Source organism: uncultured Nocardioides sp., from assembly GCF_947488025.1.
Lineage (GTDB): Bacteria > Actinomycetota > Actinomycetes > Propionibacteriales > Nocardioidaceae > Nocardioides.
The window spans coordinates 67,156-93,412 of the sequence record NZ_CANKYS010000005.1 but is presented as its reverse complement, the minus strand read 5'-3'; the positions used below and the strand labels follow the sequence as shown (position 1 = coordinate 93,412).

General features: G+C 73.1%; 27 protein-coding genes. 16 read left to right on the top strand and 11 right to left on the bottom strand.

The window, feature by feature from the left end:
* Positions 1-23: 23 nt before the first annotated feature.
* The 3 genes from Q1B24_RS10525 to holA are packed head-to-tail and all read left to right on the top strand — an operon-like array spanning position 24 to position 4,202.
* Positions 24-926, top strand: a complete 903-nt coding sequence (locus Q1B24_RS10525; protein WP_299927535.1) for a ComEA family DNA-binding protein — start codon at positions 24-26, stop codon at positions 924-926.
* 9 nt (positions 927-935) lie between these two features.
* The gene (locus Q1B24_RS10520) at positions 936-3,203 is read left to right on the top strand and encodes a ComEC/Rec2 family competence protein (protein WP_299927533.1); all 2,268 of its coding nucleotides are present in this window, start codon (positions 936-938) and stop codon (positions 3,201-3,203) included.
* Between the two features lie 12 nt (positions 3,204-3,215).
* Positions 3,216-4,202, top strand: a complete 987-nt coding sequence (holA, locus tag Q1B24_RS10515; protein ID WP_299927530.1) for a DNA polymerase III subunit delta — start codon at positions 3,216-3,218, stop codon at positions 4,200-4,202.
* A gap of 75 nt (positions 4,203-4,277) precedes the next feature.
* On the opposite strand, the gene rpsT is transcribed toward holA, so the two are convergent.
* The 3 genes from rpsT to Q1B24_RS10500 form a co-directional block, all read right to left on the bottom strand.
* Positions 4,278-4,538, bottom strand: a complete 261-nt coding sequence (gene rpsT / locus Q1B24_RS10510) for a 30S ribosomal protein S20 (RefSeq protein ID WP_299927527.1) — start codon at positions 4,536-4,538, stop codon at positions 4,278-4,280.
* Between the two features lie 180 nt (positions 4,539-4,718).
* Entirely contained in the window at positions 4,719-5,663 is a 945-nt protein-coding gene (locus tag Q1B24_RS10505; protein WP_299927524.1) for a hypothetical protein, read from the bottom strand.
* Positions 5,660-6,622 carry a phosphotransferase gene (locus Q1B24_RS10500; RefSeq protein WP_299927521.1) on the bottom strand — a complete coding sequence of 321 codons (963 nt, stop codon included), beginning with the start codon at positions 6,620-6,622 and terminating at the stop codon, positions 5,660-5,662. Before Q1B24_RS10500 ends, Q1B24_RS10505 begins: the two co-directional genes overlap by 4 nt.
* Positions 6,623-6,706: 84 nt before the next feature.
* Between Q1B24_RS10500 and Q1B24_RS10495 the strand changes: the two genes are divergently transcribed.
* Complete coding sequence (locus Q1B24_RS10495; protein WP_299927518.1) at positions 6,707-7,237, top strand: GNAT family N-acetyltransferase; 531 nt, start codon at positions 6,707-6,709, stop codon at positions 7,235-7,237.
* Here the strand turns inward: Q1B24_RS10495 and Q1B24_RS10490 are convergent.
* Positions 7,213-8,151 (bottom strand): DMT family transporter, encoded by a 939-nt coding sequence (locus Q1B24_RS10490; RefSeq protein WP_299927515.1) that lies wholly within the window; start codon positions 8,149-8,151, stop codon positions 7,213-7,215. The genes Q1B24_RS10495 and Q1B24_RS10490 overlap by 25 nt on opposite strands.
* A 110-nt stretch (positions 8,152-8,261) precedes the next feature.
* Between Q1B24_RS10490 and lepA the strand changes: the two genes are divergently transcribed.
* Positions 8,262-10,136 carry a translation elongation factor 4 gene (lepA, locus tag Q1B24_RS10485; RefSeq protein ID WP_299927512.1) on the top strand — a complete coding sequence of 625 codons (1,875 nt, stop codon included), beginning with the start codon at positions 8,262-8,264 and terminating at the stop codon, positions 10,134-10,136.
* Positions 10,133-10,651: a HutD family protein gene (locus Q1B24_RS10480; RefSeq protein WP_299927507.1), complete on the top strand. Its 519-nt coding sequence runs from the start codon at positions 10,133-10,135 to the stop codon at positions 10,649-10,651. Before lepA ends, Q1B24_RS10480 begins: the two co-directional genes overlap by 4 nt.
* Here Q1B24_RS10480 and Q1B24_RS10475 read toward each other — a convergent pair.
* The gene (locus Q1B24_RS10475) at positions 10,644-11,237 is read right to left on the bottom strand and encodes a maleylpyruvate isomerase family mycothiol-dependent enzyme (RefSeq protein ID WP_299927504.1); all 594 of its coding nucleotides are present in this window, start codon (positions 11,235-11,237) and stop codon (positions 10,644-10,646) included. The two genes, Q1B24_RS10480 and Q1B24_RS10475, sit on opposite strands and share 8 nt — an antisense overlap.
* Positions 11,238-11,288: 51 nt before the next feature.
* On the opposite strand from Q1B24_RS10475, the gene Q1B24_RS10470 reads away from it, so the two are divergent.
* Entirely contained in the window at positions 11,289-12,161 is an 873-nt protein-coding gene (locus tag Q1B24_RS10470; protein WP_299927501.1) for an AraC family transcriptional regulator, read from the top strand.
* On the opposite strand, the gene Q1B24_RS10465 is transcribed toward Q1B24_RS10470, so the two are convergent.
* On the bottom strand, positions 12,142-13,233 hold the full coding sequence (locus tag Q1B24_RS10465; protein ID WP_299927499.1) for a winged helix DNA-binding domain-containing protein: 1,092 nt from the start codon (positions 13,231-13,233) through the stop codon (positions 12,142-12,144). The genes Q1B24_RS10470 and Q1B24_RS10465 overlap by 20 nt on opposite strands.
* A 3-nt stretch (positions 13,234-13,236) precedes the next feature.
* Positions 13,237-13,698, bottom strand: a complete 462-nt coding sequence (locus Q1B24_RS10460; protein ID WP_299927496.1) for an XdhC family protein — start codon at positions 13,696-13,698, stop codon at positions 13,237-13,239.
* A gap of 23 nt (positions 13,699-13,721) precedes the next feature.
* On the opposite strand from Q1B24_RS10460, the gene Q1B24_RS10455 reads away from it, so the two are divergent.
* From Q1B24_RS10455 to hemW, 3 genes are all read left to right on the top strand, one after another.
* Positions 13,722-14,654, top strand: coding sequence for an aminoglycoside phosphotransferase family protein (locus tag Q1B24_RS10455; protein ID WP_299927493.1), 933 nt, complete (start codon positions 13,722-13,724; stop codon positions 14,652-14,654).
* A 121-nt stretch (positions 14,655-14,775) separates the two neighbouring features.
* Positions 14,776-16,596: a long-chain fatty acid--CoA ligase gene (locus Q1B24_RS10450; RefSeq protein WP_299927491.1), complete on the top strand. Its 1,821-nt coding sequence runs from the start codon at positions 14,776-14,778 to the stop codon at positions 16,594-16,596.
* An 83-nt stretch (positions 16,597-16,679) separates the two neighbouring features.
* Positions 16,680-17,897, top strand: a complete 1,218-nt coding sequence (gene hemW, locus Q1B24_RS10445; protein WP_299927488.1) for a radical SAM family heme chaperone HemW — start codon at positions 16,680-16,682, stop codon at positions 17,895-17,897.
* 12 nt (positions 17,898-17,909) lie between these two features.
* Here the strand turns inward: hemW and Q1B24_RS10440 are convergent, their stop codons facing one another.
* The 3 genes from Q1B24_RS10440 to Q1B24_RS10430 all read right to left on the bottom strand — a co-directional run bounded on the left by Q1B24_RS10440 (position 17,910) and on the right by Q1B24_RS10430 (position 20,108).
* The gene (locus Q1B24_RS10440; RefSeq protein ID WP_299927485.1) at positions 17,910-18,758 is read right to left on the bottom strand and encodes a DUF3097 domain-containing protein; all 849 of its coding nucleotides are present in this window, start codon (positions 18,756-18,758) and stop codon (positions 17,910-17,912) included.
* A gap of 84 nt (positions 18,759-18,842) precedes the next feature.
* Positions 18,843-19,163 carry a hypothetical protein gene (locus tag Q1B24_RS10435; RefSeq protein WP_299927482.1) on the bottom strand — a complete coding sequence of 107 codons (321 nt, stop codon included), beginning with the start codon at positions 19,161-19,163 and terminating at the stop codon, positions 18,843-18,845.
* An 81-nt stretch (positions 19,164-19,244) separates the two neighbouring features.
* Positions 19,245-20,108: an MBL fold metallo-hydrolase gene (locus Q1B24_RS10430; protein WP_299927477.1), complete on the bottom strand. Its 864-nt coding sequence runs from the start codon at positions 20,106-20,108 to the stop codon at positions 19,245-19,247.
* 82 nt (positions 20,109-20,190) lie between these two features.
* Between Q1B24_RS10430 and hrcA the strand changes: the two genes are divergently transcribed.
* The 3 genes from hrcA to Q1B24_RS10415 are packed head-to-tail and all read left to right on the top strand — an operon-like array spanning position 20,191 to position 23,125.
* Entirely contained in the window at positions 20,191-21,213 is a 1,023-nt protein-coding gene (gene hrcA, locus Q1B24_RS10425; RefSeq protein WP_299927474.1) for a heat-inducible transcriptional repressor HrcA, read from the top strand.
* Positions 21,210-22,379 carry a molecular chaperone DnaJ gene (dnaJ, locus tag Q1B24_RS10420; RefSeq protein WP_299927468.1) on the top strand — a complete coding sequence of 390 codons (1,170 nt, stop codon included), beginning with the start codon at positions 21,210-21,212 and terminating at the stop codon, positions 22,377-22,379. Before hrcA ends, dnaJ begins: the two co-directional genes overlap by 4 nt.
* A 5-nt stretch (positions 22,380-22,384) precedes the next feature.
* Positions 22,385-23,125 carry a 16S rRNA (uracil(1498)-N(3))-methyltransferase gene (locus Q1B24_RS10415; protein WP_299927465.1) on the top strand — a complete coding sequence of 247 codons (741 nt, stop codon included), beginning with the start codon at positions 22,385-22,387 and terminating at the stop codon, positions 23,123-23,125.
* A 10-nt stretch (positions 23,126-23,135) separates the two neighbouring features.
* Here Q1B24_RS10415 and Q1B24_RS10410 read toward each other — a convergent pair whose 3' ends face one another.
* Positions 23,136-24,131 carry a Gmad2 immunoglobulin-like domain-containing protein gene (locus Q1B24_RS10410; protein WP_299927462.1) on the bottom strand — a complete coding sequence of 332 codons (996 nt, stop codon included), beginning with the start codon at positions 24,129-24,131 and terminating at the stop codon, positions 23,136-23,138.
* Positions 24,132-24,205: 74 nt separating this feature from the next.
* Between Q1B24_RS10410 and Q1B24_RS10405 the strand changes: the two genes are divergently transcribed.
* From Q1B24_RS10405 to ybeY, 3 genes are all read left to right on the top strand, one after another.
* Entirely contained in the window at positions 24,206-24,559 is a 354-nt protein-coding gene (locus Q1B24_RS10405; RefSeq protein WP_299927459.1) for an HIT domain-containing protein, read from the top strand.
* A gap of 207 nt (positions 24,560-24,766) precedes the next feature.
* Positions 24,767-25,798 carry a PhoH family protein gene (locus Q1B24_RS10400; RefSeq protein ID WP_299927456.1) on the top strand — a complete coding sequence of 344 codons (1,032 nt, stop codon included), beginning with the start codon at positions 24,767-24,769 and terminating at the stop codon, positions 25,796-25,798.
* Entirely contained in the window at positions 25,795-26,256 is a 462-nt protein-coding gene (ybeY, locus tag Q1B24_RS10395; protein ID WP_299927453.1) for an rRNA maturation RNase YbeY, read from the top strand. The genes Q1B24_RS10400 and ybeY overlap by 4 nt, the downstream gene beginning before the upstream one ends.
* Position 26,257: the final 1 nt, after the last annotated feature.

Sequence of the window (26,257 nt, the reverse complement as noted above, 5' to 3'; positions counted from 1 at the left end):
CCGGGCGTTCCTAGCGTGGAGGCATGCGCCGATCCCAGTCGTCCTCCGAGCACGCCGAGGCGGTGTCGCGGAGGCTGGCGACGCTGAGCGCCGAGCTCGCCGCCGTGCGCGGCGAGCCGACCGACCCGGCTGGCCCGGCCGACCCGGCGTGGGGTCACACGCGGGTCCGGGAGCGTCCCGACGCGGTCCCGGTGCCCGCGGCCGTCCCGATCGTCCCGCCGGTGCCCGGGCGCCACGCCTCGCGCCGGCTGCGGGTCGGCGGGCTGCAGCTCGGGCCTGTGCACGTCGCCGTCGTGGCGGTGCTCGCGGCCCTGGCGGTCGGGCTGGCGGCGTGGTGGGCGGTGCGTGACCAGGCCCGCGCCGTGCCGGTCGCGCCGCCCGCCGGCGAGACCGCAGGCGAGTCAGCCGGATCCAGCGAGCCGCTGGCCCCCGTCGTGTCGTCGGACGTCGTCCCCGGCACGCCGGGCACGTCCGGTGCCTCCGGCTCGGCGTCCGCGGGCGAGGAGCTGGTGGTCGACGTCGCGGGCAAGGTGCGCCGGCCCGGCATCGCGGTGCTGCCGGCCGGGTCGCGGGTCGTCGACGCGCTCGAGGCGGCAGGTGGTGCCCGGCGCGGTGTCGACCTGACCGCGCTCAACCTCGCTCGACCGGTCGTCGACGGGGAGCAGATCCTCGTGGGCGTCGCCCCGGCCGCGGGCGTGGCCGGCACGCTCGCCGCGCCGGGGCCCGAGGGGTCGACGCTGGTCAACCTCAACACCGCCGACCAGGCGGCGCTCGACACCCTGCCCGGCGTCGGGCCGGTGACGGCCGACGCGATCCTCTCCTGGCGCGACACCAACGGTGCGTTCACCTCCGTCGACGAGCTCCTCGAGGTCGACGGCATCGGGGAGGCCACCCTCGCCGACCTCGCACCGCTCGTCACGCTCTGACCGGCGACCGTGCCCGACCTGCGCGCGGTCGCGCTCGGCCTCGGCGCCTGGGTGGGGGCGCTCGTCGTGCTGGTCCTCCCGGGGTGGCCGGCTCTCGGGACGGTCGCCGCGGCGGTCGTGGCCGGCGGGACGGGCGTCGTCCGCCGGTGGTGGTCCCTCGCGTGGCTCGGTCCGCTCGGAGCGTTCGTGGCGGTCGCGGGCGTCGCCGCGCTCCAGCACGCCCTGCTCACGACGTCGCCCCTCGTCGCGCTCGCCGACGACGGTGCGGTCGTGGACCTCGAGCTCGAGCTGACCTCGGACGTGCGGGTCGTCAGCGGGCAGTACGGCGACCTCCAGGTCGTCCGGGCCACCGTGGCCCGCGCGGAGGGGCGCGGACGCGCGTGGTCCCTCGCCGCGCCGGTGGTGGTGATGGCCGACGCCGACTGGCCCCGGCTGCCGCTCGGCACCACGGTGGCGACGACGGCCCGGCTGGTGCCGGGGGACGGCGACGTCGCCGCGCTCGTACGTCCCACCGGGGAGCCGACGGTCGTCGCGGAGCCGGACGTGTGGTGGGACGCAGCCGCAGCCGTACGACGATCGGTGCGCGCTGCTGTCGCCGGCCGCGACGCCGACGCGCGCGAGCTGGTCCCGGCCCTCGTGGTCGGGGACGACGGTGGCCTCGACCCCGACCTCGCCGACGACTTCCGGACCACCGGACTGACCCACCTCCTGGCGGTGAGCGGCACCAACCTGACACTGGTGGTGGGGTTCCTGCTGGTCCTCGGTCGCTGGGCCGGTGTGCGCGGGCCCTGGCTCTACGCCCTGGGCGTGCTCGGGATCGTCGGGTTCGTGCTGACGGCCCGCGCCGAGCCGAGCGTCGTACGCGCTGCCGCGATGGGCTCGGTGGCCCTGGTGGGGATGGGCCGCAACGGCCGGTCACGGGGCGTGCGGGGCCTGGGGGTCGCGGTGCTCGGACTGCTCCTGGTCTGGCCGCGGCTTGCCGTGACGGCGGGGTTCGCGCTGTCCGCCCTGGCGACGGCGGGGATCCTGCTGCTGGCCCCGGTCTGGCGCGACGCCCTGATGAGGTGGACGCCGCGCTGGGTGGCCGAGGCGGTGTCAGTGCCGCTCGCGGCCCAGGTGGCCTGCACGCCAGTGGTGGCAGCACTCTCGGGGCAGGTCAGCCTGGTCGCGGTGGGCGCCAACCTGCTGGCTGCTCCTGCGGTCGCCCCGGCGACCGTGCTCGGGCTGTCCGGCGGCCTGCTGGGCCTCGTGTGGGACCCGCTCGGCGTCGCGGTGGCGGCCCCGGCGGCGTGGTCGGCGGGCTGGATCATCGCGGTGGCCCGCTGGGGCGCGGGCATCCCGACGGCGGCGGTCGACTGGGGCACCGGGCCCGTCGCGCTCGGGCTGCTCACGCTGCTGTGCCTGCTCGCGGTGCCGCTCGGCCCGAGGGTGCTCGGCCGACCGGGCTCGACGCTGGCCTGCACCGGGCTGCTGGTGGTGGTGATGCTGGTCCGGCCGCCGTCACCCGCCTGGCCGCCGGACGGCTGGGTGCTCGCGATGTGCGACGTCGGGCAGGGGGACGCCCTCGTGCTCCGCGCGGGTCCCGCGTCCGCGGTGGTCGTCGACGCCGGCCCCGAGCCGGAAGCCACCGATGCCTGCCTCGACCGGCTCGAGGTCGACTCCGTGCCCCTCCTGGTGCTGACGCACTTCCACGCCGACCACGTGGGCGGGGTGGCCGGCGTGCTCGACGACCGCGACGTGGAGGCCGTCGAGGGCACGGGGCTGCTCGACCCGCCCGACGGCGCGCGGGACGTCGGGCGTGCGGTCGGTCGCGACCCGGCGCCGGCGGCGTACGGACTCACGCGCCGGGTCGGGGAGGTGACGCTCCAGACGGTGTGGCCCCGGCCGGGCGCCGGACCGACCGACCCCGGGGAGAGCGCGCCCAACAATGCCAGCGTCGTCCTCGTCGCCGAGGTCGCCGGGGTACGGGTGCTGCTGACCGGAGACGTCGAGCCGTCGGCCCAGTCGGCGCTGGGGCGCGACCTCGCCGGGCTGCGGGTCGACGTGCTGAAGGTGCCCCACCACGGCAGCCGGCACCAGGACCTCGACTGGCTGACCTCGCTCGGCGCGCGGCTGGCGCTCGTGTCGGTGGGGGAGGGCAACGACTACGGACACCCCGCTCCCGACCTGCTGGCCGCCCTCTCAGCGGCCGGCGCGGGCGTGTGGCGCACCGACGTCGCCGGCGACGTCGTCGTGGTGGTCCGGGACGGCGAGCTCGGTGTCGTCGCCCGCGACTAAGGTGGTCGCACCATGGCTCGCACTCCCTCCGCCGCGCAGGTCCTCGGCCACGTCGTCCTCGTGACGGGCAAGGAGGAATACCTCTCCGCGCGCACCGTCGCCTCGGTCCGCGACGCCGTCCGGGCCCACGACGCGGAGGCCGAGATGGCCGAGTCGGCGGCCTCCGACCTGACCCTGGCCTCCTTGGGCGAGATGTCGGCACCGTCGCTCTTCTCCTCCATCCGGTGCGTCATCGTCCGCGGCCTGGAGGACCTGCCTGACGAGTCCGTCGACGGGCTGCTCGACTACTGCGCGGCCCCGGCCGACGACGTGGCGCTCGTGCTCGTGCACTCGGGTGGGCAGAAGGGCAGCGGCGTGCTGACCAGGCTCCGCAAGCTGTCGCCGGTGACCGAGGTGAAGTCGGAGGAGGTCAGGCCGAGCGAGATGGTCGGCTTCGTGACCTCCGAGGTCGCCTCGCACGGCGCTCGGATCGACTCCGACGCGGCCGCGTTCCTGGTGCAGGCCGTCGGCACCGACCTGCGCTCGCTGGCGGCCGCGGCCGACCAGCTGACCAACGACTTCCACGGCGAGCCGCTCACCGTCGACAAGGTCCAGCGCTACTTCGGCGGCCGCGCCGAGGCCAAGTCGTTCACCGTCGCCGACGCCGCCTTCGCCGGCCGTCGCGCCGCGGCCCTCGAGGAGCTGCGCTGGGCGCTCGACTCCGGGACCTCCCCGGTGCTGGTCACCTCGGCGATGGCGGCGTCCGCGCGCAGCCTCGCGCGCTACCTCGGCGCCCCGCGCGGCGCCCGCGACGGCGACCTCGCCCGCGACCTCGGCGTACCGCCCTGGAAGGTCCGCACCGTCCGCGACCAGTCACGCTCGTGGAGTCCCGAGGGCATCGCCGCCGCGGTCCGGGCCGTCGCGCACGCCGACGCCGACATCAAGGGCCAGGCCCACGACGCGTCCTACACGCTCGAGCGGCTCGTGCTCACCGTCGCGGGGCTGCGCGACGGGCGCTGAGCGGACTCAGGGGACCACCCCCGGAAATGCAGAACACCCGCCACGAGGGGCGGGTGTCGCAGGTGAAGGTCCGCGTCAGAGCGAGGCGGCCTTCTTGGCGATCGACGACTTGCGGTTGGCGGCCTGGTTGGCGTGGATGACGCCCTTGGAGGCGGCCTTGTCGAGGGCCTTCATCGCGTCGCGACCGGCAGCCGTGGCGGCGTCCTTGTCGCCGGCCTCGGACAGCTCGCGGAACCGGCGCACAGCGGTCTTCAGGCGCGACTTCACAGCCTGGTTGCGCTGGCGCGCCTTCTCGTTCTGCTTGTTGCGCTTGATCTGGGACTTGATGTTCGCCACGTGTGGATCCTTGAGTGCTCGACCGGAAGGGCTGGACCGGAATGGGAAAGTCTGGTGCTTGTCGGCTGCCTGGCGACCCCTCCCCGCAAGACGGAGAGGGTCGGGCGCCGGACATGCAGTGAGGAACACTACCGTCACGCCTCGTGAGCGCCCAAATCGCCTGGGCGCCGGGGCGACGTGTCAGCGCCCGCTGCGTCGGGCGACGGCCTCCAGCATCCTGCGCGACTCACGGATGCGGAAATCGTTGAGCGTGGGGAGGTTGAGGTCGACCGCGACCACCGAGCGCACCGCGAGGTGCGCGCCGAAGCCGGCGAGGAAGGCGGTGACGACCTCGTCACCGGCCTCCGCGAGCGTGGGGGACGACGCGGTGGAGGTGTCGAACCACGGGTCGTCGACCCGCTCGAGCCGGGCCAGGACCGGGTCGGCCCACGCGGGTCCCCGCGCCGTGGTGCCCCAGTCGAGGAAGACGATCTCGCCGCCCGGACGGCGCAGCAGGTTGTCGATGCGGATGTCCCAGTGCACGACGTGAGGCATCGGGAGCGCGGCCTGCTCGCGCAGCACCCCGGCCCAGCCCTCGGGGTCGGCGCGCAACCAGTCCGGCACCGGCGTCGAGGGTGGAGCACTGTCGAGCGTGGCGAGGGAGTCCGCCCACTTCCCGAGGACGTGTGCGACGTCGACGAGGTCCACCGACGACGGGACGTCGCGGTGCTGCAGCACATCGGCGAGCCGGTCGACCCCGGTGAGCACGGCCTCGAGCTCCGCGTCGTCGGTGAAGTCGGGGTGGCGCCCCTCGACGTCCTCGATCAGCAGCGCGACCCAGGCTCCGTCGTCGTACGACGCCAGCAGCCGCGCCCACAGCTCGTGCTCGCCGAGGTGGCGGAGCACGCCGATCTCCCGCCGGAACAGGCCGGGCGTGTCGGGGTTGAGCTCGGCGCCGACCGCCTTGACGAAGGCGCGGGTGCCGTCGGCGCAGGTCACCCGCGTCGCACACCCCGGCGACATCCCGCCGACCTGCTCGGCCGTGCCGACGACCGGCGAGCCGAGCCGGTCCTCGACCCAGGCGCGCACCGCGGCGGGGACGGCGTCGTAGGTGAGGCGGACGCCGACCGCGCGCGGGGCGGTCACACCCAGCCCCGCCGCTCGGCCAGCCAGTCCCAGCACACCTCGCCCTGCCAGCGCTGGTGGTCGCGGATGTGCGGCGACGACGGCGGCACCGGCAGCTCGCACTGGGTGAGGAAGTAGCCGACGTAGAGCGCGAGGTTGACGTCGAACGCCTCCGGGTCGACGTCGCGCAGCAGCCGACGCCCGGCGATCACGGCCTCGACGTCGAGTCCCTCGCCCCGCGGCCCGATCAGCGCGGCGAAGGAGTCGAACCACGCGGCTCCGCGCACCGGCCAGTTCCAGTCGCAGACCAGGGCCCGGCCCTCGGGGTCGATGAGGACGTTGTCGGAGCGGACGTCGGTGTGGACCAGGGTGTCCCCGCCGACGACGTCGGCGTAGCGGTGTGCCAGGGCCTCGGCCTCCGCGAGCCGTTCCACGCCGAGGTCCGTACGCCGTTCGCGCAGCGCCGGCCAGCCCTCGAGGAGCGGCGCGAAGTCCTTCGCCGCGGTGTCGAGCTCCAGCCCCGCAGGGGGCGGCGTCACCACGTCGGCGACGACCTCGAGGGAGTCGAGCAGCGCGTCGAGGTCGTCGGCTCGCCACGGTCGGTGCGGCGCGCGGGCGGCGACGTACTCGATGCCGAGGACCACCCAGTCGTCGTCGAGGTGCCACCGCAGGCGCGGGGCGGGGACGTCCGCCGGCAGGGCGGCGAGCTTGCGCGCCTCCTCGCGGTAGGAGTCGGCGAACATCCGCTGCGCCTTGACCGAGGCCGCCTTCACGAAGTGGCGCGACCCGTCCTCGCACACCAGCACGGACGCGAAGCCCGGCGTGAAGCCGCTCGTCTGGGAGATCGCCGAGACGACGGGCGACCCGCACCTGCGCTCGATCCAGGCCCGCAGGTGGGGCGGCAGGAAGGACCACTCGAGCCGGCGGGCGGTCTTCCCGTGCGGGGCGGGGTAGGGGGCGATCGAGGAGGAGCGGGCCATGGCGGCATCCTTCCTCACGCCTGCTGCGCGCCACGACCGGATATCGGGTGGAGGCCCGGGCGGGCGGCCCGCAAGACTGGTGCCATGCCTGAGCTCGTGCTGCCGACCACCACTGTCCGCGAGTCGTTCCTGGAGGCGATGGACGAGTTCGTCGCCGAGGGTGCGGAGTCCACCCAGACGGCCGCGTGGATCGAGCACCACGCGCCCGGATGGAAGGACCCCGAAGCCTTCGCCGCCTTCGCCGCGGCCGTGCGCGCCGACGCCGCCGAGGACACCCCGCGCCCCGAGTGGCACGTGCCGTGCACGACGCTGTGGTGGGTCGACGGCGAGGACTACCTGGGCCGGATCGCGATCCGGCACCGGCTCAACGACTTCCTGCTCGACGTGGGCGGGCACATCGGCTACGACGTGCGCCCGACGCGGCGGCGCGAGGGCCACGCGACCGCGATGCTGCAGCACGCGCTGCCGTGGGCGCGCGGGCTCGGCATCGACCCGGCCCTGGTCACCTGCGACGACGACAACGTCGGCTCGGTCCGGGTCATCGAGGCGGCGGGCGGCGTGCTCGAGGACGTGCGCGGGGTGAAGCGGCGCTACTGGGTGCCGACCGGGTCCTGAGGGTCCTGCTGGGACGCGGGGACCGGCACCGGCGTACGACGGGTGCGGGTGGCCGCGCCCACCCCCACCACCGCGACCACGAGGCCGACGAGCTGGGTGGGCGAGAGCGTCTCGTCGAGCACCAGCCAGGCGAGGACGGCGGTGACCGGCGGGCTCAGGAAGAAGAGGCTGGCCGCCGCGCCCGATCCGCCGCGCAGCACGAGCACGGCCAGCAGCACCAGGCCGACGATCGAGTTCACGACCGCCAGGTACAGCACCGAGACCACCGCCTGGCGGGTGTCGGTGACCGGCCAGACGCCCTCGGTGATCCACCCGAGCGCCAGCAGCGGGGGAGCGGACACGGCGAACTGCACCGCGGCGGACCACAGCAGGTCGGGCTGCGCACCGATCCAGCGCTGGCCGAGGGTGCCGAGGCTGAGGGTGAGCATGCTGAGGCACCCGACGAGCACCGCGACCGGGCCACCGGCGTGGCCGAGGTCCGCCCCGAGCACGAGCAACACCCCCACGACGCCGATCGCGAAGCCGGCGACCTGGAGCGGGGAGACCCGTTCGCCCAGGATCGCCGCCGCCAGCAGGGCGGTCAGGACGGGGCTGAGGGCGTGGAGGAGCGAGGCCAGTGTCGCGCCGAGCCCGAGGTCGAACGCGACGTACATCAGGCCGAACTGGACGGCGTTCATCACGAAGCCGACGGCGGCGACCCGTCGCAGCGTGTCCCGGTCCATCCGGGTGGGCCTCCGCAGCGCCACCGCCAGTCCCGCGGCGAGGAGCGCCGCCAGGACGAACCGCCACCCGAGCACCGAGAAGGGGCCCGCCGCGTCGACAGCGGCGGGTCCGGAGATGTAGCCGGACGACCACACGAGCACGAATGCCGCTGCCGGGACCAGGGGAAGGGTCGTTCCGGTCCGAGAGGTCACCGCTGCACGCTAGCGTCCGGCTGCACCTGCTCCCACGTCGCCGGTTCGGCGGGCCGCGGCCCGCGTGGAAGAATGACCCGACCCCGCCGTCGTACTCCTGAAAGCAGTCCGTGAGCCTCAAGAACGCGCCGCAGCCTGGCTCGACCGACCCGTCGATCATCCGCAACTTCTGCATCATCGCGCACATCGACCACGGCAAGTCGACGCTGGCCGACCGCATGCTGCAGCTCACCGGGGTCGTCGACGAGCGGGCGTCGCGCGCGCAGTACCTCGACCGGATGGACATCGAGCGCGAGCGCGGGATCACCATCAAGTCGCAGGCCGTGCGGATGCCGTGGACCGTCCCCGCCGGCAACGTCGAGGCCGCCGAGCCCGGCACCTACGTGCTCAACATGATCGACACCCCGGGCCACGTCGACTTCACCTACGAGGTGTCCCGCTCGCTCGAGGCGTGCGAGGCGGCGGTCCTGCTGGTCGACGCCGCCCAGGGCATCGAGGCGCAGACGCTGGCCAACCTCTACCTCGCGATGGGCGCCGACCTCCACATCATCCCGGTGCTCAACAAGATCGACCTGCCGAGCGCCAACGTGGAGAAGTACGCCGCCGAGCTCGCCGGGCTGGTCGGCTGCGAGCCCGAGGAGGTGCTGCTCACCAGCGCCAAGACCGGCGTCGGCGTCGAGGCGCTGCTCAACGAGATCGTGAAGCAGACCCCTGCACCGGTGGGCGACGCGGACGCCCCGGCACGCGCCCTGATCTTCGACTCGGTCTACGACACCTACCGCGGCGTGGTCACCTACGTCCGGGTCGTCGACGGCAAGCTCAGCCACCGCGACCGGATCAAGATGATGTCGACCAACGCGGTCCACGAGATGCTCGAGGTCGGCGTGATCAGCCCTGAGCCGGTGAAGGCGCGCGAGATCGGGGTCGGCGAGGTCGGCTACCTGATCACCGGCGTGAAGGACGTGCGCCAGTCGCGCGTCGGTGACACGGTCACCTCGCAGCACCACGGCGCCACCGAGTCGCTCGGCGGCTACAAGCACCCCAACCCGATGGTCTACGCCGGTCTCTACCCGATCGACGGCGACGACTACCCGGGTCTGCGCGACGCGCTGGAGAAGCTGCAGCTCAACGACGCGGCACTGACCTACGAGCCCGAGACCTCCGGTGCGCTGGGCTTCGGCTTCCGCTGCGGCTTCCTCGGCCTGCTGCACATGGAGATCACCCGCGACCGGCTCGAGCGCGAGTTCGACCTCGACCTGATCTCGACCGCGCCCAACGTGGTCTACGAGGTCGCCCTCGACGACGGCACCGAGGTCGAGGTGACCAACCCGAGCGAGTACCCCGACGGCAAGGTCGCCGAGGTCCGCGAGCCCGTCGTGAAGGCCACGATCCTCGCGCCGGCCGACTACATCGGCACGATCATGGAGCTGTGCCAGCTCAAGCGCGGCAGCCTGCAGGGGATGGACTACCTCTCCGAGGACCGCGTCGAGATGCGCTACACGCTGCCGATGGGCGAGATCGTCTTCGACTTCTTCGACCAGCTCAAGTCGCGGACGAAGGGCTACGCCTCCCTCGACTACGAGCGCTCCGGCGAGCAGGCCGCCGACCTGGTCAAGGTCGACATCCTGCTGCAGGGCGAGCCGGTGGACGCCTTCAGCGCGATCATCCACCGCGACGCCGCCTACTCCTACGGCGTGATGATGGCCGGCAAGCTCAAGGACCTGATCCCGCGCCAGCAGTTCGAGGTGCCGATCCAGGCCGCCATCGGCGCCCGCGTGATCGCCCGCGAGACCATCCGCGCGATCCGCAAGGACGTGCTGGCCAAGTGCTACGGCGGTGACATCAGCCGCAAGCGCAAGCTGCTCGAGAAGCAGAAGGCCGGCAAGAAGCGGATGAAGAACATCGGCTCGGTCGAGGTGCCGCCGGAGGCGTTCGTCGCCGCGCTGTCCACCTCGCAGCCGGCGGAGAAGTCCGGCAAGAAGTGACCGGCGCCCGGACGGTCCGTGCCGCCGACGTGCGTCCCCGGCCGTGGGCCAACGGCGGCGGCACGACGCGCGAGCTCGCGGTCGCCGACGACGGCGCGTGGCGGATCAGCCTCGCCGACGTCGACCGCGACGGGCCGTTCTCGACGTTCGCCGGCCGGCAGCGCCTGCTGACCGTCGTCGAAGGTCCGGTGCTGGACCTGCAGGTGGACGGCGACGCGCAGGTCGTCGAGCCGCAGCGGCCGTTCGCCTTCTCGGGCGACGCGTCCACCGTGGCGTCCGTGCCGGAGGGGCCCGTACGCGTGCTGAACGTCGTCGTCGACCCGGCGCGCGTCCGGCCCCACGTCACCGTCCTGGAGCTGGGGCGGTCCTCGACCCTCCCGGTCGCGGCGGACCAGGCGGCGTACGTCGTCTCCGGCGCCCGCGACGGCCTCGAGACCGGCAGCCTCGTCCTGGGCCCCGGCGAGGTCGCCGGCCGGTGCACCGTCGCCGTGGTCACGCTCGATCGGGTCAGCTGACCGGCGGCTGCCAGCGCGGGTCGCGGCCGAGCCGGGCGAGCAGCCGGTCGGTCACCGAGGCGTCGTCGCCGACCTGGACCGCGTCGGCGCACACGCCCTCGGAGTGCAACGCCGGTCCCCAGCCGTCGGCCGTGGCGTGCAGGGCGGCGGCCTCGGCCTCGCTGACGGACCACGCCTGGCCGGTGGCACGCGCGACGTCGGACCCGTGGACGACGAGGTCCCAGCCGTAGAAGTCGGCGATCGTGGCGGCGATCGTCGTCGGGCCGAAGTAGCCGTCGTACTCCCGGGCGGCCACGCCGTCGTCCCCGAGGACCGAGGTGACGTGCGCGCGCTGCGCCCGCCACGCGGCGGCCGGGTCGGAGAGGTCGGGCTCGGGGCCCGCGTCCAGGCCCTGCCGGTCCAGGAAGGCGCGCTGGGTCTCCAGCACGTGGGCGACGACGTCGCGGGCGCTCCAGCCCTCGCACGGCGAGGGCACGTCCCAGTGGCCGCCGGAGCCATCGACGGCGTCGAGGACCTCGGCGAACCGGTCGGCGCGCTGCTGGAAGAGGGAGAGGTGGTGGTCGGTGGTGAGGGTCGTCTGCGTCATGGCTCCACTCTCGCCGCGCGGGTGTCGGTGGGGATTGTGATAATCCGACACATGACCAGCCGGACGGGGGCGGGCGGACCGCAGCCGGTGGACCCGATCGACCGGGCCCACCTGACCGGGGTGAGCCGTCCCTCGCCGCCGATCCACCGCTACGCCCCGAGCAGCCACCTCGTCGACCTGGTCGAGCGCTACTGGGTCCCGGTCTGGTCGTTGACCGAGCCGTCGACGCAGAGCACCCTCCAGCACCCGGTCTGCCTGGTGGTCGTCAGCAACACCTACGCCCGCTTCTACGGCGTCACCCGCGGGCGGTCGAGCGTGACGCTGGAGGGTGACGGCTGGGCGGTCGGCACGATGCTCAGCCCGGCCGCCGGCCGGCTGGTGCTGGGCCGGTCGGTCGCCGAGGTCACCGACACGTGGATCGAGCTGGCCGACCTCCTGCCCGACGGTCGGTCGGGGGGTGCCCTGGTCGACGACGTGCGCGCCGCGATGCAGGACGACCCGCACGACCCCGCCGCCCACCTCGCATCGATCGCACGCATGGAGTCGTGGCTGGCCACCCGCCTGCCCGTGGACGCCTCCGGCCTGCTGGTCAACCGGCTGGTGTCCTGGCTCGCCGAGCACCCGGAGGTCACCCGGGTCGACGAGCTGGCCCGCGAGGCGGGACTGTCCGAGCGCAGCCTGCAGCGGCTGGTGGAGCAGCGCATCGGGCTGAGCCCCAAGTGGCTCCTGCAGCGACGCCGCCTGCACGACGCGGTCGAGGCCCTCAAGGCCGGACGCGGCACGCTGGCGGAGGTGGCCGCCGACCTGGGCTACGCCGACCAGGCCCACTTCACCCACGACTTCCGCACCGTCACCGGGATGACGCCGGGGGACTACCTCAGGGACCAGCCGAGGGACCGGACCGTCAGACCGCCTCGCGGGTGAGCGTCACCTCGGTCACGGTGATGTCGAGCGCGGTCTCGAGCGCGGCCACCGGCTCGTCGAGCTCGGCCCGGCGCGGCCGCCTCGTCCGCGCGAACCACGTCACCTCCAGCGGTCGGCGGCGCGCGGTCCCCGCCGCTCGCCAGAAGCCGGTGATGCGACCGTCGACGAGCAGCGGCGGGAGCAGCATCCCGTTGGACTCGTTCCAGAGCCGCCGGTGGTGCTCGGACGTCACGAAGCGGTCGCGGGCCCGGGAGTCGTAGCCGCACAGCAGCGCGTCGAACTCCGGCAGCAGGCGCACGCCCGGCAGGTCCCGCGGCGCCGGCGCGTCCGGCAGGTCGACGTACGCCCTGCCCTCCGGCCCGGCCTGCTCGACGACGTCCAGCTCGGCGAGCCCGTCCTCGACCGCCGCGAGCGGGATGCCGGCCCACCAGGCGACGTCCTGCCGCGACGAGGGTCCGTGGGCGCGGAGGTGGAGGCGTACGACGTCGGCGATCGTGGCCGGGCCGGTGCGCTCGAAGGTTGCGTAGACCGGCTTGCCCTGCCCCTCCCAGCGGTTGCCCGAGGCCGGACGGCGGACGAGGGCACCGTGGGCGAAGCCGAGGTAGCGGCCCGGGCCGGCGGCGGCGGCCTCCAGCGAGGCGGGCGCGTGGCGGGTCAGCCAGTCGGCGACATGGGCACGCAGCTCGTCGGGCGTGCGCCACTCGCGGGCATGGTCCTCGACGGAGGCCCAGAGACCGGCCATCTGTTCCTCGGTGATGCCCAGCAGGCGTGCCCACCGTCCGTGCTGTCCGACGCGAGTGGCCTCCGCCAGCACGGTGTACGCCTCGGGCGAGGCCGTGTGGACGGTGCCGCGGACCGTGCTGCCGCGGACGATCCCACCGTCCTCGTAGGCGGCGACGATCTCTGCCCGGCTCACGCCCGGGAAGCGAGCGCCGAGCCCGATGAACGCGGAGCGGGCCGTCTGGGTCTGCAGGTCACCGATGGCATGCACCCGCTCCGCCACCGTGCCCGGGGTGTCGGGGAACTGCCGGGCCACGGACGCGGCGGACAGGTCGTCCCACGTCAGCGCCACCGCTCAGCCGCGCATCGGGCCGCCGGGACGGCCGTAGGACCCGGCGACGATCTCGGCCACCACGGAGAGGGCGATCTCGCCCGGCCCCTTGCCGCCGAGGTCGAGGCCGGCCGGCACGTGGAGCCGGGTGGTGTCGACCCCCTCGTCGGTCAGGTCCGCCAGGAGGCCGGCCGATCGCCCGCGGCTGGCCATCATCGCGACGTAGGCCGCGTCCGAGGCCAGCGCGGCCCGCAGCACGGCGGGTGCGTCCGGGGCGTCGTGGTCGCACAGGACCACGGCGTCACCCGGCTGCGGGTCCAGACCGGGCCCGCCGTCGTCGGCCGGCTCGACCACCACGGTGCGCCCGGCCGTCGACGCGATCGCGGCGATCGACCGCGAGATCGGGTTGTCGCTGAGGACCAGGATCCGGCCGTGCCGGACCTCGTCGTCCGACCACGGCTGCTGCCGCGCGGCCTTCTCCGTCATGCCGACCACCCTAGGCTCGCGGCATGCCCGTCACCATCCCTGCGGGGCTGCTCTCCCAGCGGGCGCTCGGCGACGACTGGGGACGCTGGCTCGACCGGCTGCCGAGGCTGACCGCTGACCTGCTCGACGAGTGGGGGCTGCGCGCGACCGGGCCCTCCCTGCACGGCTTCTGCTCGCTGGTGCTGCCGGTCGTCGACGCCGACGGCACGGCCGGTGCGCTGAAGGTCGGCTTCGACGGCGACGACGAGTCGCTCCACGAGGGACTCGCGCTCCAGCACTGGGGCGGGAGGGGCGCCGTACGACTGCAGCGGGCCGACCCGCGCAGGCGGGCGCTGCTGCTGGACTGGCTGCCCGGGCCGGACCTCGGCGACGCCTGGGACGTCGAGGCCTGCGAGACCGTCGGGGCGCTCTACGGCCGGCTCCACGTCCCAGCGATGCCGCAGCTCGCCACCGTGGCGTCGTACGTCGAGCAGTGGCTGCGCGAGCTCGGCGAGCTGGGCCGCGACCTCCCGGTCCCGCGCCGCTACGTCGAGCAGGCCCTCTCGCTCGGGCCCGACCTGCTGGCCGACGAGACGGCGCCCGTGGTCGTGCACGGCGACCTCCACTACGCCAACGTGCTCGCCGACGAGGCGGGGGAGTGGCTGGCCATCGACCCCAAGCCGATGGCCGGCGACCCGCACTACGAGCCGGCGCCGATGCTCTGGAACCGGATGGCGGAGCTCAGCGGTCCGGGGGCGGTCGGCTCGGTGCGCGACGGGTTGCGCCGCCGCTTCCACGCACTCGTCGACGCCGCCGGGCTCGACGAGGCGCGCGCCCGGGACTGGGTGGTGGTCCGGATGGTGCTCAACGCGGGCTGGGCGGTGCAGGACGCGCAGCGCGCCGGCCGCCGCCTGACCGGCGAGGAGCAGGACTGGATCACGCGCTGCATCGCTCTCACCAAGGCCGTGCAGGACTGACGAAAGTCGCAAAGTCGGCCGTCTGGCGGAAGATTCGCCGTGTTTGCTACCGCTGGGTAAACCCAGTGATCTAGGTTACAGCCCAAGTCAGCCCCCGCCCCGACGAATGAGCAGGTACCAGATGCCGACCACCATCGACACGACCTTCCTCGACACCATGCCACCCAACGTCGCCGTCCAGTTCTTCGACCGCGTCACCGCCACCCCCGACGCCGAGGCCTTCCGATTCCCGCGTGGCGAGGCGTGGGAGTCCGTCACCTGGAAGCAGGCCGGCGACAAGGTCGAGGCGCTCGCCGCGGGTCTCATCGCGCTGGGGGTCGAGCCCGAGCAGCGCGTCGGCATCGCGTCGGGCACGCGCTACGAGTGGATCCTCGCCGACCTCGCGATCATGTGTGCGGCCGGTGCGACCACCACCGTCTACCCGACCACCAACGCCGAGGACACGGTCTACATCCTGGGCGACTCCGAGAGCCGCATCGTCTTCGCCGAGGACGACGAGCAGGTCGCCAAGCTCACCGCCCACCGCTCCGAGCTGCCCCACGTGAGCAAGGTCATCACCTTCGAGGGAGCGACCGACGGCGACTGGATCATCTCGCTGGAGGACCTCGCCGCGCTGGGCGCCGAGAGGCTCGCCGAGCAGCCCGACGTGGTGCGTACGACGTCGCAGGCGATCCGCCCCGACCAGCTGGCCACCCTCATCTACACCTCCGGCACCACCGGCCGCCCCAAGGGCGTGCGGCTGCGGCACTCCTCGTGGGTCTACGAGGGCGAGGCCATCCGCGCGCAGGGCATCCTCTCCGAGAGCGACCTCGAGTTCCGCTGGCTGCCGATGGCGCACTCCTTCGGCAAGGTGCTGATGTCGACGCAGATGGCCTGTGGCTTCGCCGCGGCGATCGACGGTCGCGTCGAGAAGATCGTCGACAACCTCGGCGTGGTCAAGCCGACCTTCATGGGCGCCGCACCGCGCATCTTCGAGAAGGCACACGGCCGGATCGTCACCATGCAGGCGGCCGAGGGCGGGGCCAAGGAGAAGATCTTCAAGAAGGCCTTCGACGTCGGCCTCGAGGTCGAGCGCCGCAAGCGCGAGGGCCAGTCCGTGCCGATCGGTCTCAAGGTCCAGCACGGCCTCTTCGACAAGCTGGTCTTCTCGAAGATCCGCGACCGCTTCGGTGGCAACGTCCGCTTCTTCATCTCCGGTGCCGCGGCGCTCAACCGCGACATCGCCGAGTGGTTCGGCGTGGCCGGCATCAAGATCCTCGAGGGCTACGGCCTCACCGAGACCTCGGCGGGCTCCTTCGTCAACCACCCCGACCGCAACAAGTTCGGCACCGTGGGGCCGGTCTTCCCGGGCAGCGAGGTCAAGCTCGGCGACAACGACGAGATCATGATCAAGGGTCCCGGCGTGATGGACGGCTACCACAACCTCCCCGAGGAGACGGCCAAGACGCTGACCTCCGACGGCTGGCTGCACACCGGTGACAAGGGCGCCCTCGACGCGGACGGCCACCTGGTCATCACCGGCCGCATCAAGGAGCTGTTCAAGACCTCCGGCGGCAAGTACATCGCGCCGCCGGCGATCGAGTCGAAGTTCAAGGCCGTCTGCCCCTACGCCAGCCAGTTCATGGTCTTCGGCGACGAGCGCAACTACTGCGTCGCACTGGTCACCCTCGACCCCGACGCGATGGCGGGCTGGGCCGAGGAGAACGGCATGGGCGGCAGGTCCTACACCGAGATCGTGCAGTCCGACGAGGTGCAGAAGATGGTCGGCGACTACGTCGACGAGCTCAACAGCCACCTGAACCGCTGGGAGACCATCAAGAAGTGGAAGCTCCTCGACCACGACCTCACCGTCGAGTCGGGTGAGCTCACCCCCTCGATGAAGGTCAAGCGCAACGTCGTTCAGGAGAACAACCAGGCGCTCATCGACCAGATGTACGCCTAGCCCAGCGAGGCTGCTTCGGGACGGGTGCCGGTGGGAGACCACTGGCACCCGTTCGCACGTCCGGCACGTGGTTGGATACCCGCGTGCCCCCCGCCCAGCCCGACGGCGACGTCGCCCCCGAGGACGGCCTGCTGCCCGACGAGGCGTGGGCGGAGTTCGGCAGCAAGCCGTTCGGCCTCTACGTGCACGTCCCGTTCTGCTCGGTGCGCTGCGGCTACTGCGACTTCAACACCTACACCGCGCAGGAGCTCGGCGACGAGGTCGGCGCGAGCCGCTCGTCGTACGCCGAGGCCGCGATCCGCGAGATCCGCTTCGCGCGCCAGGTCCTGGGCCACCGTGACGTCCCCATCGAGACGATCTTCTTCGGCGGGGGCACCCCCACGCTGCTGAAGCCGGCGGACCTCGGCGCCATCGTCGCCAGCGCCGCGGCCGAGTTCGGGCTGGTCGACGACGTCGAGATCACCACCGAGGCCAACCCCGACAGCGTCGCCGCGTGGGACCTCGAGGAGCTGCGCACCGCCGGCTTCAACCGGATCAGCTTCGGCATGCAGTCCGCCGTCGACCACGTCCTGCGCACCCTCGACCGCACGCACGACCCGATGCGGGTGCCGGCGGCCGTGGAGTGGGCCCGCCAGGCCGGGTTCGACGACGTCAGCCTCGACCTGATCTACGGCACGCCGGGGGAGTCGCTGGCCGACTGGGAGACCTCGGTCGACGTCGCGCTGGCCTGCCGGCCCGACCATGTGTCGGCCTACTCCCTCATCGTGGAGGAGGGCACCGCGATGGGCCGCCAGGTCAGGCGCGGCGAGCTGCCGATGCCCGACGAGGACGACCTGGCCGACAAGTACCACCTCGCCGACGAGAAGCTCTCCGCCGCCGGGATGAGCTGGTACGAGGTGTCCAACTGGGCGACGTCGCCCGACCACTGGTGCCGTCACAACCTGCTCTACTGGACCGGCGGGCACTGGTGGGGCGTGGGCCCCGGCGCGCACTCGCACGTCGGCGGCGTGCGCTGGTGGAACGTCAAGCACCCGGCGGCGTACGCCGAGCGGCTCGCCCGCGGCGTCTCACCGGCGCTGGCCCGCGAGGTGCTCGGCTACCACGACCGGCGCGTCGAGCGGATCCTGCTGGAGATCCGCCTGGTCGAGGGGCTGCCGGTCACCGCCCTCGAGGCGACCGGCCGCTCCCACGTCGCCCGCCTCGTGGCCGACGGCCTCGTCGAGCTCGCCACCGAGCGGCTCGTGCTCACTCAGCGCGGTCGGCTGCTCGCCGACGCGATCGTCCGCGACCTGGTGGACTGACCCGACCAGCGCTCAGGGGGCGGTGGTGAAGTCGATCAGCTCCTCGACCCGGCCGAGGAGGGCGGGCTCGAGGTCGGCGAAGGACGTGACCCGGCCGAGGATGTGCTTCCAGGCCCGGGCGATGTCGGCCTGGTCGCGGTGCGGCCAGCCGAGCTGCTGGCAGGTGCCGGTCTTCCAGTCGATGCCCTTGGGGACGTGGGGCCAGCGGGCGATCCCCAGCCGGTCGGGCTTGACCGCCTGCCAGATGTCGATGAACGGGTGCCCGACGACCAGGACGTGCTTGCCGATGGGGGAGCGGGCGATGCCCTGGGCGATGCGCGCCTCCTTCGACCCGGCGACCAGGTGGTCGACCAGGACGCCGACCCGGCGCTGCGGGCCGGGCTTGAAGTCGCGCAGGTGCTCGGCGAGGTCGTCGACGCCGCCGAGGTACTCGACCACCACGCCCTCGATGCGGAGGTCGTCGCCCCAGACCTTCTCGACGAGCTCGGCGTCGTGCCGGCCCTCGACGAAGATCCGGCTGGCGCGGGCCACGCGGGCGCGCGCGTTGGGCAACGCGACGGACCCGGACGCCGTACGCGTGGGAGCCGCGGGTGCGGCTGCGCGCACCGGGCGGGTGAGGATCACCGGCCTGCCCTCGAGCAGGAAGCCCGGACCGAGGGGGAACGTACGCCGCTTGCCGCGGCGGTCCTCCAGCGTCAGCGTGTCGATGTCACGGTCGACGGCGACGACCTCGCCGCACCAGTCGGTGGTGACCTCCTCGACGACCATCCCGATCTCGGTCGGCACCTCGGTGGCGCGGCCGTTCCTCGGCGCACGCCAGTCGCCGGAGAGGACGTCGGTTCCGTAGCGATCGCGGGTCACCGGTCCACGTTAGGCGTCCGACTCCACGCGGACGCGGTGGCACGCCGTGCGACGCGGATCACACCGACCGGGGCCTGCCGCAGGTCAGCCCCCGGTGATGCCGGCGCCCTCGGCGCCGTCGCCGCTGTCCTCGTCCTGGTCCTCGTCCTGGGTGGCGTCCATCTCGAGCTCCTCGCGGCTCTTGGTCGCCTCGTCGTCCGGGTCGAGCGGCTCGGCCAGCGGGTTGTCCTCACCGGGCTGCAGGTCCTCGGGCAGCTGGTCGTCGGAGATGCCGCCCAGCGTGGCGTCGTCGGGCGAGGCCGTGCCGCCGGAGTGGTCGGAGTCGGCCGGGCTCGTGCCGCTGCCCGCCTTCGGCGTGTCGGTCGACTCGGGATTGTCGGTCTGGGACTCGCTGTTCTCGGTCATGCCCCAGTCCTACTGGGCCGGCCTCTCCTGGACCAGCCCCCGGGGGGTGGGGGAAGCCAGGAAGGAAAGCCGGCAAGGCGCCTAGATCAGGGGCAGCCGCTTCTGGCTGCGGGGCAGGTGCTCGTAGCCCAGCCGGACGGCGCTCTCGAGCAGCTCGGGGTCCCACGGCCACTCGCCGGAGGCGAGGGCCTCGGACTGCGGTACGCCGCGCGAGGCGAGGTCGCGGATGGTCTCGGCGATGACACCGAGCTCGGCACGCTGGTCCTGGACGAACTCCTTGTCGACGACCTTCCCGTGCCCGGGCACGACCACCGTGGTGTCGCTCATCAGGCCGAGGACCAGGTCGAGGGTCAGCGGCCACTCCAGCGGCCACGAGTCGTCGCCGATGGACGGCGGGTCGGACTCCTCGACGAGGTCGCCGCCCACGAGCACGTCGGCGTCCGGCACGCGTACGACGAGGTCGCCGGCCGTGTGCCCGCGGCCGGGGTGGATCAGCTCGACGGCCCGGTCGCCCAGGTCGAGCTGGACCGCGGAGGAGAAGGTGCGGGTGGGCAGGTGGAGCGTGGTGGCGAGGACCTCGTCGCGCCGCGGGTGCTCGGTGTCCGCCTCGTAGCCGGCGAAGGTGTGACGGGCGGACTCCTCCATGTGCTCCGCCGCCCAGTCGGTCGCGTGGACCGGCAGGTCGCCGAACTGCTCGACCATGGTGGCGTTGCCGAAGTGGTGGTCCCAGTGCTCGTGGGTGTTGACCAGCCCGGTCAGCGGACCCGCGCCCAGTCGGCGTACGTCGTCGGCGACCACCCGCGCCTCGGCGGCGGACCCGTGCGTGTCGATCATGAGCAGGCCGTCGGACCCGCCGACCAGGGTGATGTTGACGTGCATCCAGTCGTAGTGCGCCACCCAGACCTGGGGTGCGACCTCGGTGAAGCGGGGGGCGGTGTCGGGCATGTCGGCGAGCCTACGTACTCCTAGTAGAGTTGGCACTCCGATTATCCGAGTGCCAGAAACCGACGTGCAGAGGAGGGCTGACGTGGTCGACGACCGCAAGCTCGACGTGCTGCGCGCGATCGTGGAGGACTACGTCGCGACCGAGGAGCCGGTCGGCTCGAAGGCCCTCGTCGAGCGGCACGGGCTCGGCGTCTCCCCGGCGACGGTCCGCAACGACATGGCGGCGCTGGAGGACGAGGGCTACATCCACCAGCCCCACACCAGTGCCGGACGCGTGCCCACCGACAAGGGCTACCGGCTCTTCGTCGACAAGCTCGCCACGCTCAAGCCGATGAGCGTGGCGGAGCGGCGGGCCATCGCGACGCTGCTCGACGGCGCCGTGGACCTCGACGACGTCGTGCAGCGCTCGGTCCGCCTGCTCAGCCAGCTGACCCGGCAGGTCGCGATCGTCCAGTACCCGACGCTCTCCCGCTCGACGGTCCGCCACATCGAGCTGGTGTCGCTGACCCCGACCCGGGTGATGGTGATCCTGATCCTCAGCACCGGCCGGGTCGAGCAGCGCCTCGTCGAGCTCGACGCCCCGGTGGTCGACACCGACCTCGCCGAGCTGCGCGTCGCGGTCAACCAGACCAGCGCCGGCGTGCAGATCGCCGCCGCGGCCGCTGCCCTCGCCGACCTGCCCGACGGCGTACGCCCCGAGCAGGCCGACTCGGCCCGCGCGATCGTGGGCGTGCTCACCGAGGCGATGTCCGACCACCGCAGCGACGAGCGGGTCGCGGTCGGCGGCACCGCCAACCTGGCCCGCTACGGCGACTTCGACACCGCCGTCCGGCCACTGCTGGAGGCGCTGGAGGAGCACGTCGTGCTGCTCAAGCTGCTGGGGGAGTCGGGGACCGACGCACTCACCGTGCGCATCGGCCACGAAGGCCCCTACTCCGAGCTCGCGGCCACGAGCGTCGTGGCCACCGGCTACGGCCCGCAGGAGTTCCACCTCGGCTCCCTCGGCGTCGTCGGCCCCACCCGCATGGACTACCCCGGATCCATGGCAGCCGTGCGCGCCGTCGCGCGCTACGTCTCCCGGATCCTCGATGAAGGAAACCAGTGACCCAGGACCCCTACGAGATCCTCGGCGTCTCCCGCGACGCCAGCGCAGACGACGTCAAGAAGGCCTACCGCAAGCTCGCGCGGCAGCTCCACCCCGACGTCAACCCCGACCCGGAGACCCAGGAGCGGTTCAAGGACGTCTCGCGCGCCTACGAGGTGCTGAGCGACCCCGGCAAGCGCGCCGCCTACGACCGCGGCGGTGACGCGTTCAGCCAGGGCTTCGGTGGCGCCGGGCAGGGCTTCAGCTTCACCGACATCATGGACGCGTTCTTCGGTGGCGGAGCCGCCGGCGGTGCGCAGACCCGCGGCCCCCGCTCGCGCGCCCGCCGCGGCCAGGACGCGCTCATCCGGCTCGACGTCGAGCTGGCCGAGGCCGCCTTCGGCGTCACCCGCGACCTCAAGGTCGACACGGCGTTGCGCTGCGAGGCGTGCGAGGGGCAGGGCACGGCGCCCGGCACCAAGCCGGTGACCTGCGAGACCTGCCACGGCCAGGGCGAGGTCGCGGTGGTGCAGCGCTCGTTCCTCGGCGAGATCCGCACCCTGCGCCCGTGCGCCGCCTGCCGCGGCTACGGCTCGATCATCCCCGACCCCTGCCGGGAGTGCTCCGGCGACGGCCGGGTGCGCTCGCGTCGGACCCTGACCGTCAAGATCCCCGCCGGCGTCGACCACGGCACCCGCGTCCAGCTCACCGGCCAAGGCGAGGTCGGCCCCGGCGGTGGCCCGGCCGGCGACCTCTACGTCGAGATCCACGTCGAGCCGCACCCGACCTTCACCCGCCACGGCAACGACCTCCACACCACCATCTCGCTGCCGATGTCGGCGGCCGCCCTCGGCACCCAGCTCACGCTGCCGCTGCTCGAGGCCGACCTGCCCGCCTCGTCCGAGGAGTCCTCGGAGACCGTGACGACGTACGACCTCGACATCCGCCCCGGCACGCAGTCGGGCAGCGAACAGGTGGTCCGCGGCTTCGGCGTGCCGAGCCTGCGCGGCGGTCGCGGCGACCTCGTCGTCAGCATCGCCGTCGAGACGCCCACCCGCCTCGACCCGCGGCAGGAGGAGCTGCTGCGCGAGCTCGCGGCGATCCGTGGCGAGGAGCAGCCCGACGGCAACAACGAGGCACCGCACAAGTCGATGTTCGGCCGGCTCCGCGACGCCTTCCAGGGCTGAGCCGGGTGTCGCTCCCGGTCCACCTCGTCGAGTCCCTGGCCGGAGCAGCGCCCGGGTCCGTCGTCGAGGTGACGGGTGACGAGGCGCACCACGCCGTCGCCGTACGACGCCTCCGCGAGGGTGAGCAGGTCGTGCTGACCGACGGCCGGGGCACCTCGGTCACGGGGTCGGTGACCTCGACCGGCAAGCGGGTCTTCTCCGTGACCGTCGCATCCGTCGCGCAGGACCCCAGGCCCGAGCCGGCGATCACGGTGGTGCAGGCCCTGCCCAAGGGCGATCGCGGCGAGCTCGCGGTCGAGGTGCTCACCGAGGTCGGCGTCGACCACATCGTGCCGTGGGCGGCCTCGCGCTCGGTGGCGGTGTGGAAGGGCGAGCGCGCAGCGAAGTCGCACGCGAAGTGGCAGGCCACCGCCCGCGAGGCGGCCAAGCAGTCGCGACGCTCGTGGCTGCCGACCGTCACCCCGCTGGCGTCGACCGCCGACCTCGCGGCGGTCGTCGCGGAGGCCGACCTCGCGCTCGTCCTGCACGAGGACGCCACGCTGCCGCTGGGGGCGCTGGAGGTCCCGGAGGCCGGGCGGATCGTCCTCGTGGTGGGTCCCGAGGGCGGGATCAGCCCTGACGAGCTCGCCGCGCTGACCGACGCCGGCGCCCACGCCGTACGCCTCGGCGCCGAGGTGCTCCGCACGTCCACCGCCGGTGTCGTCGCCGTCGCCGCCGTGCTGGCGCGCACCTCCCGCTGGGCCTGACCCTGCGCGGCTACTGCACCGTGATCGTCTTGGTGTCGATCGCCGGGCCGTTGCCCTCCGCGCCGCCGGAGGGGTCGTCGGTCTCGCACTGCACCACGACCTCGCCGCTCACGCCGTCGAGAGGCAGCTCGACCTCGAACGGGAAGAGCCGGTCCTCCATCCAGCCCTCGGACTGGTAGCCCTCGAGCGCGACCTCCTCGCCGTCCCTGAGCAGCCGGCACGGCCCGCTGGCCTCGAAGGAGTTGGCAACACCGGTCACGGTCACGGTGTCGCCCGAGACCGTGTCGCCCTCGGCGGGGGACGTGATGTTGACCAGGTTGAGCGTGCGCAGCACGGGAGCCGCCTCGAACGGCGTGTCGGTCGGCAGCCCGAAGAGCGGGGCGCTGCCCTCGCGCTGCACCTGCACCGGCACGCGCTCCTGCTGCACGCCCTGGAGCGTGCGGACGAGCTGCTGGACGGCGAGCTTGGCGTCGCGCCTCGTCATCCCGTCCGGCCGGTCGGTGAAGCCATCGGACGGGATCTCCACCAGGAGCACCCCGTCGGTCGCCTGCACCGAGGCGATCTCGACCCCGGGCCAGAGCGTGCGGTAGTCGGGGTCGACGGGCTGCCCGCCGCCGGCGACCAGGCGGGCCGCCTCGGTCAGCGGGTCGCCCTCGACGCGCTGGAACTCGCGGAACAGGACGGGCCGGCCGCCGGGGCCGTCGCCGGCGAAGTAGACGGGGACCGCGGTGCCGGACGCGACCGGCGGCTCCGAGGGCGACTCCGACGGCTCCGACGGTGACTCGGTGGGTGACTCGGCCGGGGACTCGGACGGGGACTCGGGCGGAGAGGCCTCGCCGGAGGGCTGCGTGTCCTCGGTCGCCGTGCCCGTCCCGTCGGAGACCGGCGCCGTGTCGTCACTGCACCCGGCGAGGGCCAGGCTGCTCGCCACGACGACCGCGGCGGCGCCCGCCCAGCGTCGTACGGCGTGGGGCCAAGCCGGTCGAGGGGTGGTGGGGAAGGTCATGCTCATCACGGTAGTGGGACGCGTGGGCGCCGCTTCCGGTCCCACGCCGCGTCGCCAGAGCCTAGGCTTGGCCCATGAGCGAGACGGCGCCCGACTGCATCTTCTGCAAGATCGTCGCCGGCGAGGTCCCGGCCGACGTGCTCGGCCGCAACGACCACGCCGTCTCGATCAAGGACCTCAACCCGCAGGCGCCGTTCCACGCGCTGGTCATCTCGGCGGACCACCACGACAACGCCGCCGCGTCCGCGGCCGCGGACCCGGCCTCCGTCGGCCACCTGGTCTCGCTAGCGGACGAGGTGGCGAAGGCGTCGGGCAACGACGACTACCGGCTCATCGCGAACACCGGCGCGGGCGCCGGGCAGACGGTGTTCCACACCCACCTCCACGTGCTCGGCGGCTCGTCCCGCATGACCGAGACGCTGGTCTGAGCCGATCACCATGACCCGCACCGCCCTTGCCTCCAGGCGCTGAGCACCATGGTGCTGCCGACACCGACCGACGAGATGTGCTTCGGGATGCTGCAGGTCACCCGCCCCTGATCCGGCCTCCGCGCTCTCAGGTGGGCCGCTCGCCGTGCGCTCGGTAGCATGGAGGGGCTCTGCCACCGACCCGGAAGGCCGCCCCCACGGGCATCCATGACTGCCACCAACCAGCCAGGCACCCCAGAGGTTCGACCGACCCACACCGTGGTCGTCCCCAACAGCATCGACATGGTCTCCGTCCTGGGCCCGGGCGACGAGCACCTCCGGTTGATCGAGCGGGCCTTCGACGCCACCGTCCACGTCCGCGGCAACCGCATCACGCTCTCCGGGGAGTCGGCCGAGGTCGCCATGGCAGAGCGCCTCCTCGACGAGGTCGTGAGCCTGGTCCGCACCGGTCAGGGCGTCACGGGCGAGACGGTCGAGCGGATCATGCAGATGCTGCGCACCGAGACGCAGGAGCGGCCGGCCGACGTGCTGAGCCTCAACATCCTGTCCAACCGCGGTCGCACGATCCGGCCCAAGACGCTCAACCAGAAGCGCTACGTCGAGTCGATCGACAAGAGCACGATCACCTTCGGCATCGGCCCCGCCGGCACCGGCAAGACCTACCTGGCCATGGCGAAGGCCGTGCAGGCCCTCCAGGCCAAGGAGGTCAACCGGATCATCCTGAGCCGTCCGGCCGTCGAGGCGGGGGAGCGGCTCGGCTTCCTGCCCGGGACGCTCAGCGAGAAGATCGACCCCTACCTGCGCCCGCTCTACGACGCGCTGCACGACATGGTCGACCCCGACACGATCCCCAAGCTGCTGGCCGCCGGCACGATCGAGGTCGCCCCGCTGGCGTTCCTGCGCGGCCGCTCGCTCAACGACTCCTTCATCATCCTCGACGAGGCGCAGAACACCACGCCGGAGCAGATGAAGATGTTCCTCACCCGCCTCGGCTTCGGCTCGCGCATCGTCGTCACCGGCGACACCAGCCAGGTCGACCTGCCGTCGGGCACCAAGTCGGGCCTCCGCGTCGTGGAGGGCATCCTCGACGGCGTCGACGACATCACGTTCTGCCGGCTCACCGGCACCGACGTCGTGCGCCACCGACTCGTCGGTCGGATCGTGGAGGCCTACGACGTCTTCGACGCCGAGGCCGAGGCCGCCCGCCCGAAGAGCAGCGGCCCCCGGAGCCCGCGATGAGCATCGAGGTCCTCAACGAGTCGGGCCACGAGCTCGACGTACGCCGTCTCTCCCGGCTCGCGCGCTTCGTGATGGAGCAGATGCGCGTCCACCCGCAGGCCGAGCTGTGCATCAAGGCCGTCGACGAGGACACCATCGCCGAGCTCAACGGCCAGTGGATGGAGAAGGACGGCCCCACCGACGTGCTCGCCTTCCCGATGGACGAGCTCCGTCCCGGCAAGGTCAACGAGGAGCCCGAGGAGGGCGTCCTCGGCGACCTCGTGCTGGCCCCGTCGGTCGCCGAGCGGCAGGGTGAGGAGGCCGGGCACGGACGGGAGGCCGAGATCGACCTGCTGACCGTCCACGGCATCCTCCACCTCCTCGGGTACGACCACGCCGAGCCGGAGGAGCACGCGGTGATGTTCGGGCTGCAGGGCGAGCTGCTCGACAAGTGGCGCGCCGACGCCGGTCCCGCCTGAC

What these genes read in the sequence shown, in the direction of transcription:
- Q1B24_RS10525 (WP_299927535.1), top strand. Translation starts at nt 24, where the DNA reads ATGCGCCGATCCCAGTCGTCCTCCGAGCACGCCGAGGCGGTGTCGCGG.
- holA (WP_299927530.1), top strand. Translation starts at nt 3,216, where the DNA reads ATGGCTCGCACTCCCTCCGCCGCGCAGGTCCTCGGCCACGTCGTCCTC.
- Q1B24_RS10500 (WP_299927521.1), bottom strand. Translation starts at nt 6,622, where the DNA reads ATGGCCCGCTCCTCCTCGATCGCCCCCTACCCCGCCCCGCACGGGAAG.
- Q1B24_RS10495 (WP_299927518.1), top strand. Translation starts at nt 6,707, where the DNA reads ATGCCTGAGCTCGTGCTGCCGACCACCACTGTCCGCGAGTCGTTCCTG.
- Q1B24_RS10475 (WP_299927504.1), bottom strand. Translation starts at nt 11,237, where the DNA reads ATGACGCAGACGACCCTCACCACCGACCACCACCTCTCCCTCTTCCAG.
- Q1B24_RS10470 (WP_299927501.1), top strand. Translation starts at nt 11,289, where the DNA reads ATGACCAGCCGGACGGGGGCGGGCGGACCGCAGCCGGTGGACCCGATC.
- Q1B24_RS10460 (WP_299927496.1), bottom strand. Translation starts at nt 13,698, where the DNA reads ATGACGGAGAAGGCCGCGCGGCAGCAGCCGTGGTCGGACGACGAGGTC.
- Q1B24_RS10455 (WP_299927493.1), top strand. Translation starts at nt 13,722, where the DNA reads ATGCCCGTCACCATCCCTGCGGGGCTGCTCTCCCAGCGGGCGCTCGGC.
- Q1B24_RS10450 (WP_299927491.1), top strand. Translation starts at nt 14,776, where the DNA reads ATGCCGACCACCATCGACACGACCTTCCTCGACACCATGCCACCCAAC.
- Q1B24_RS10435 (WP_299927482.1), bottom strand. Translation starts at nt 19,163, where the DNA reads ATGACCGAGAACAGCGAGTCCCAGACCGACAATCCCGAGTCGACCGAC.
- Q1B24_RS10430 (WP_299927477.1), bottom strand. Translation starts at nt 20,108, where the DNA reads ATGCCCGACACCGCCCCCCGCTTCACCGAGGTCGCACCCCAGGTCTGG.
- Q1B24_RS10410 (WP_299927462.1), bottom strand. Translation starts at nt 24,131, where the DNA reads ATGACCTTCCCCACCACCCCTCGACCGGCTTGGCCCCACGCCGTACGA.
- Q1B24_RS10405 (WP_299927459.1), top strand. Translation starts at nt 24,206, where the DNA reads ATGAGCGAGACGGCGCCCGACTGCATCTTCTGCAAGATCGTCGCCGGC.
- Q1B24_RS10400 (WP_299927456.1), top strand. Translation starts at nt 24,767, where the DNA reads ATGACTGCCACCAACCAGCCAGGCACCCCAGAGGTTCGACCGACCCAC.
- ybeY (WP_299927453.1), top strand. Translation starts at nt 25,795, where the DNA reads ATGAGCATCGAGGTCCTCAACGAGTCGGGCCACGAGCTCGACGTACGC.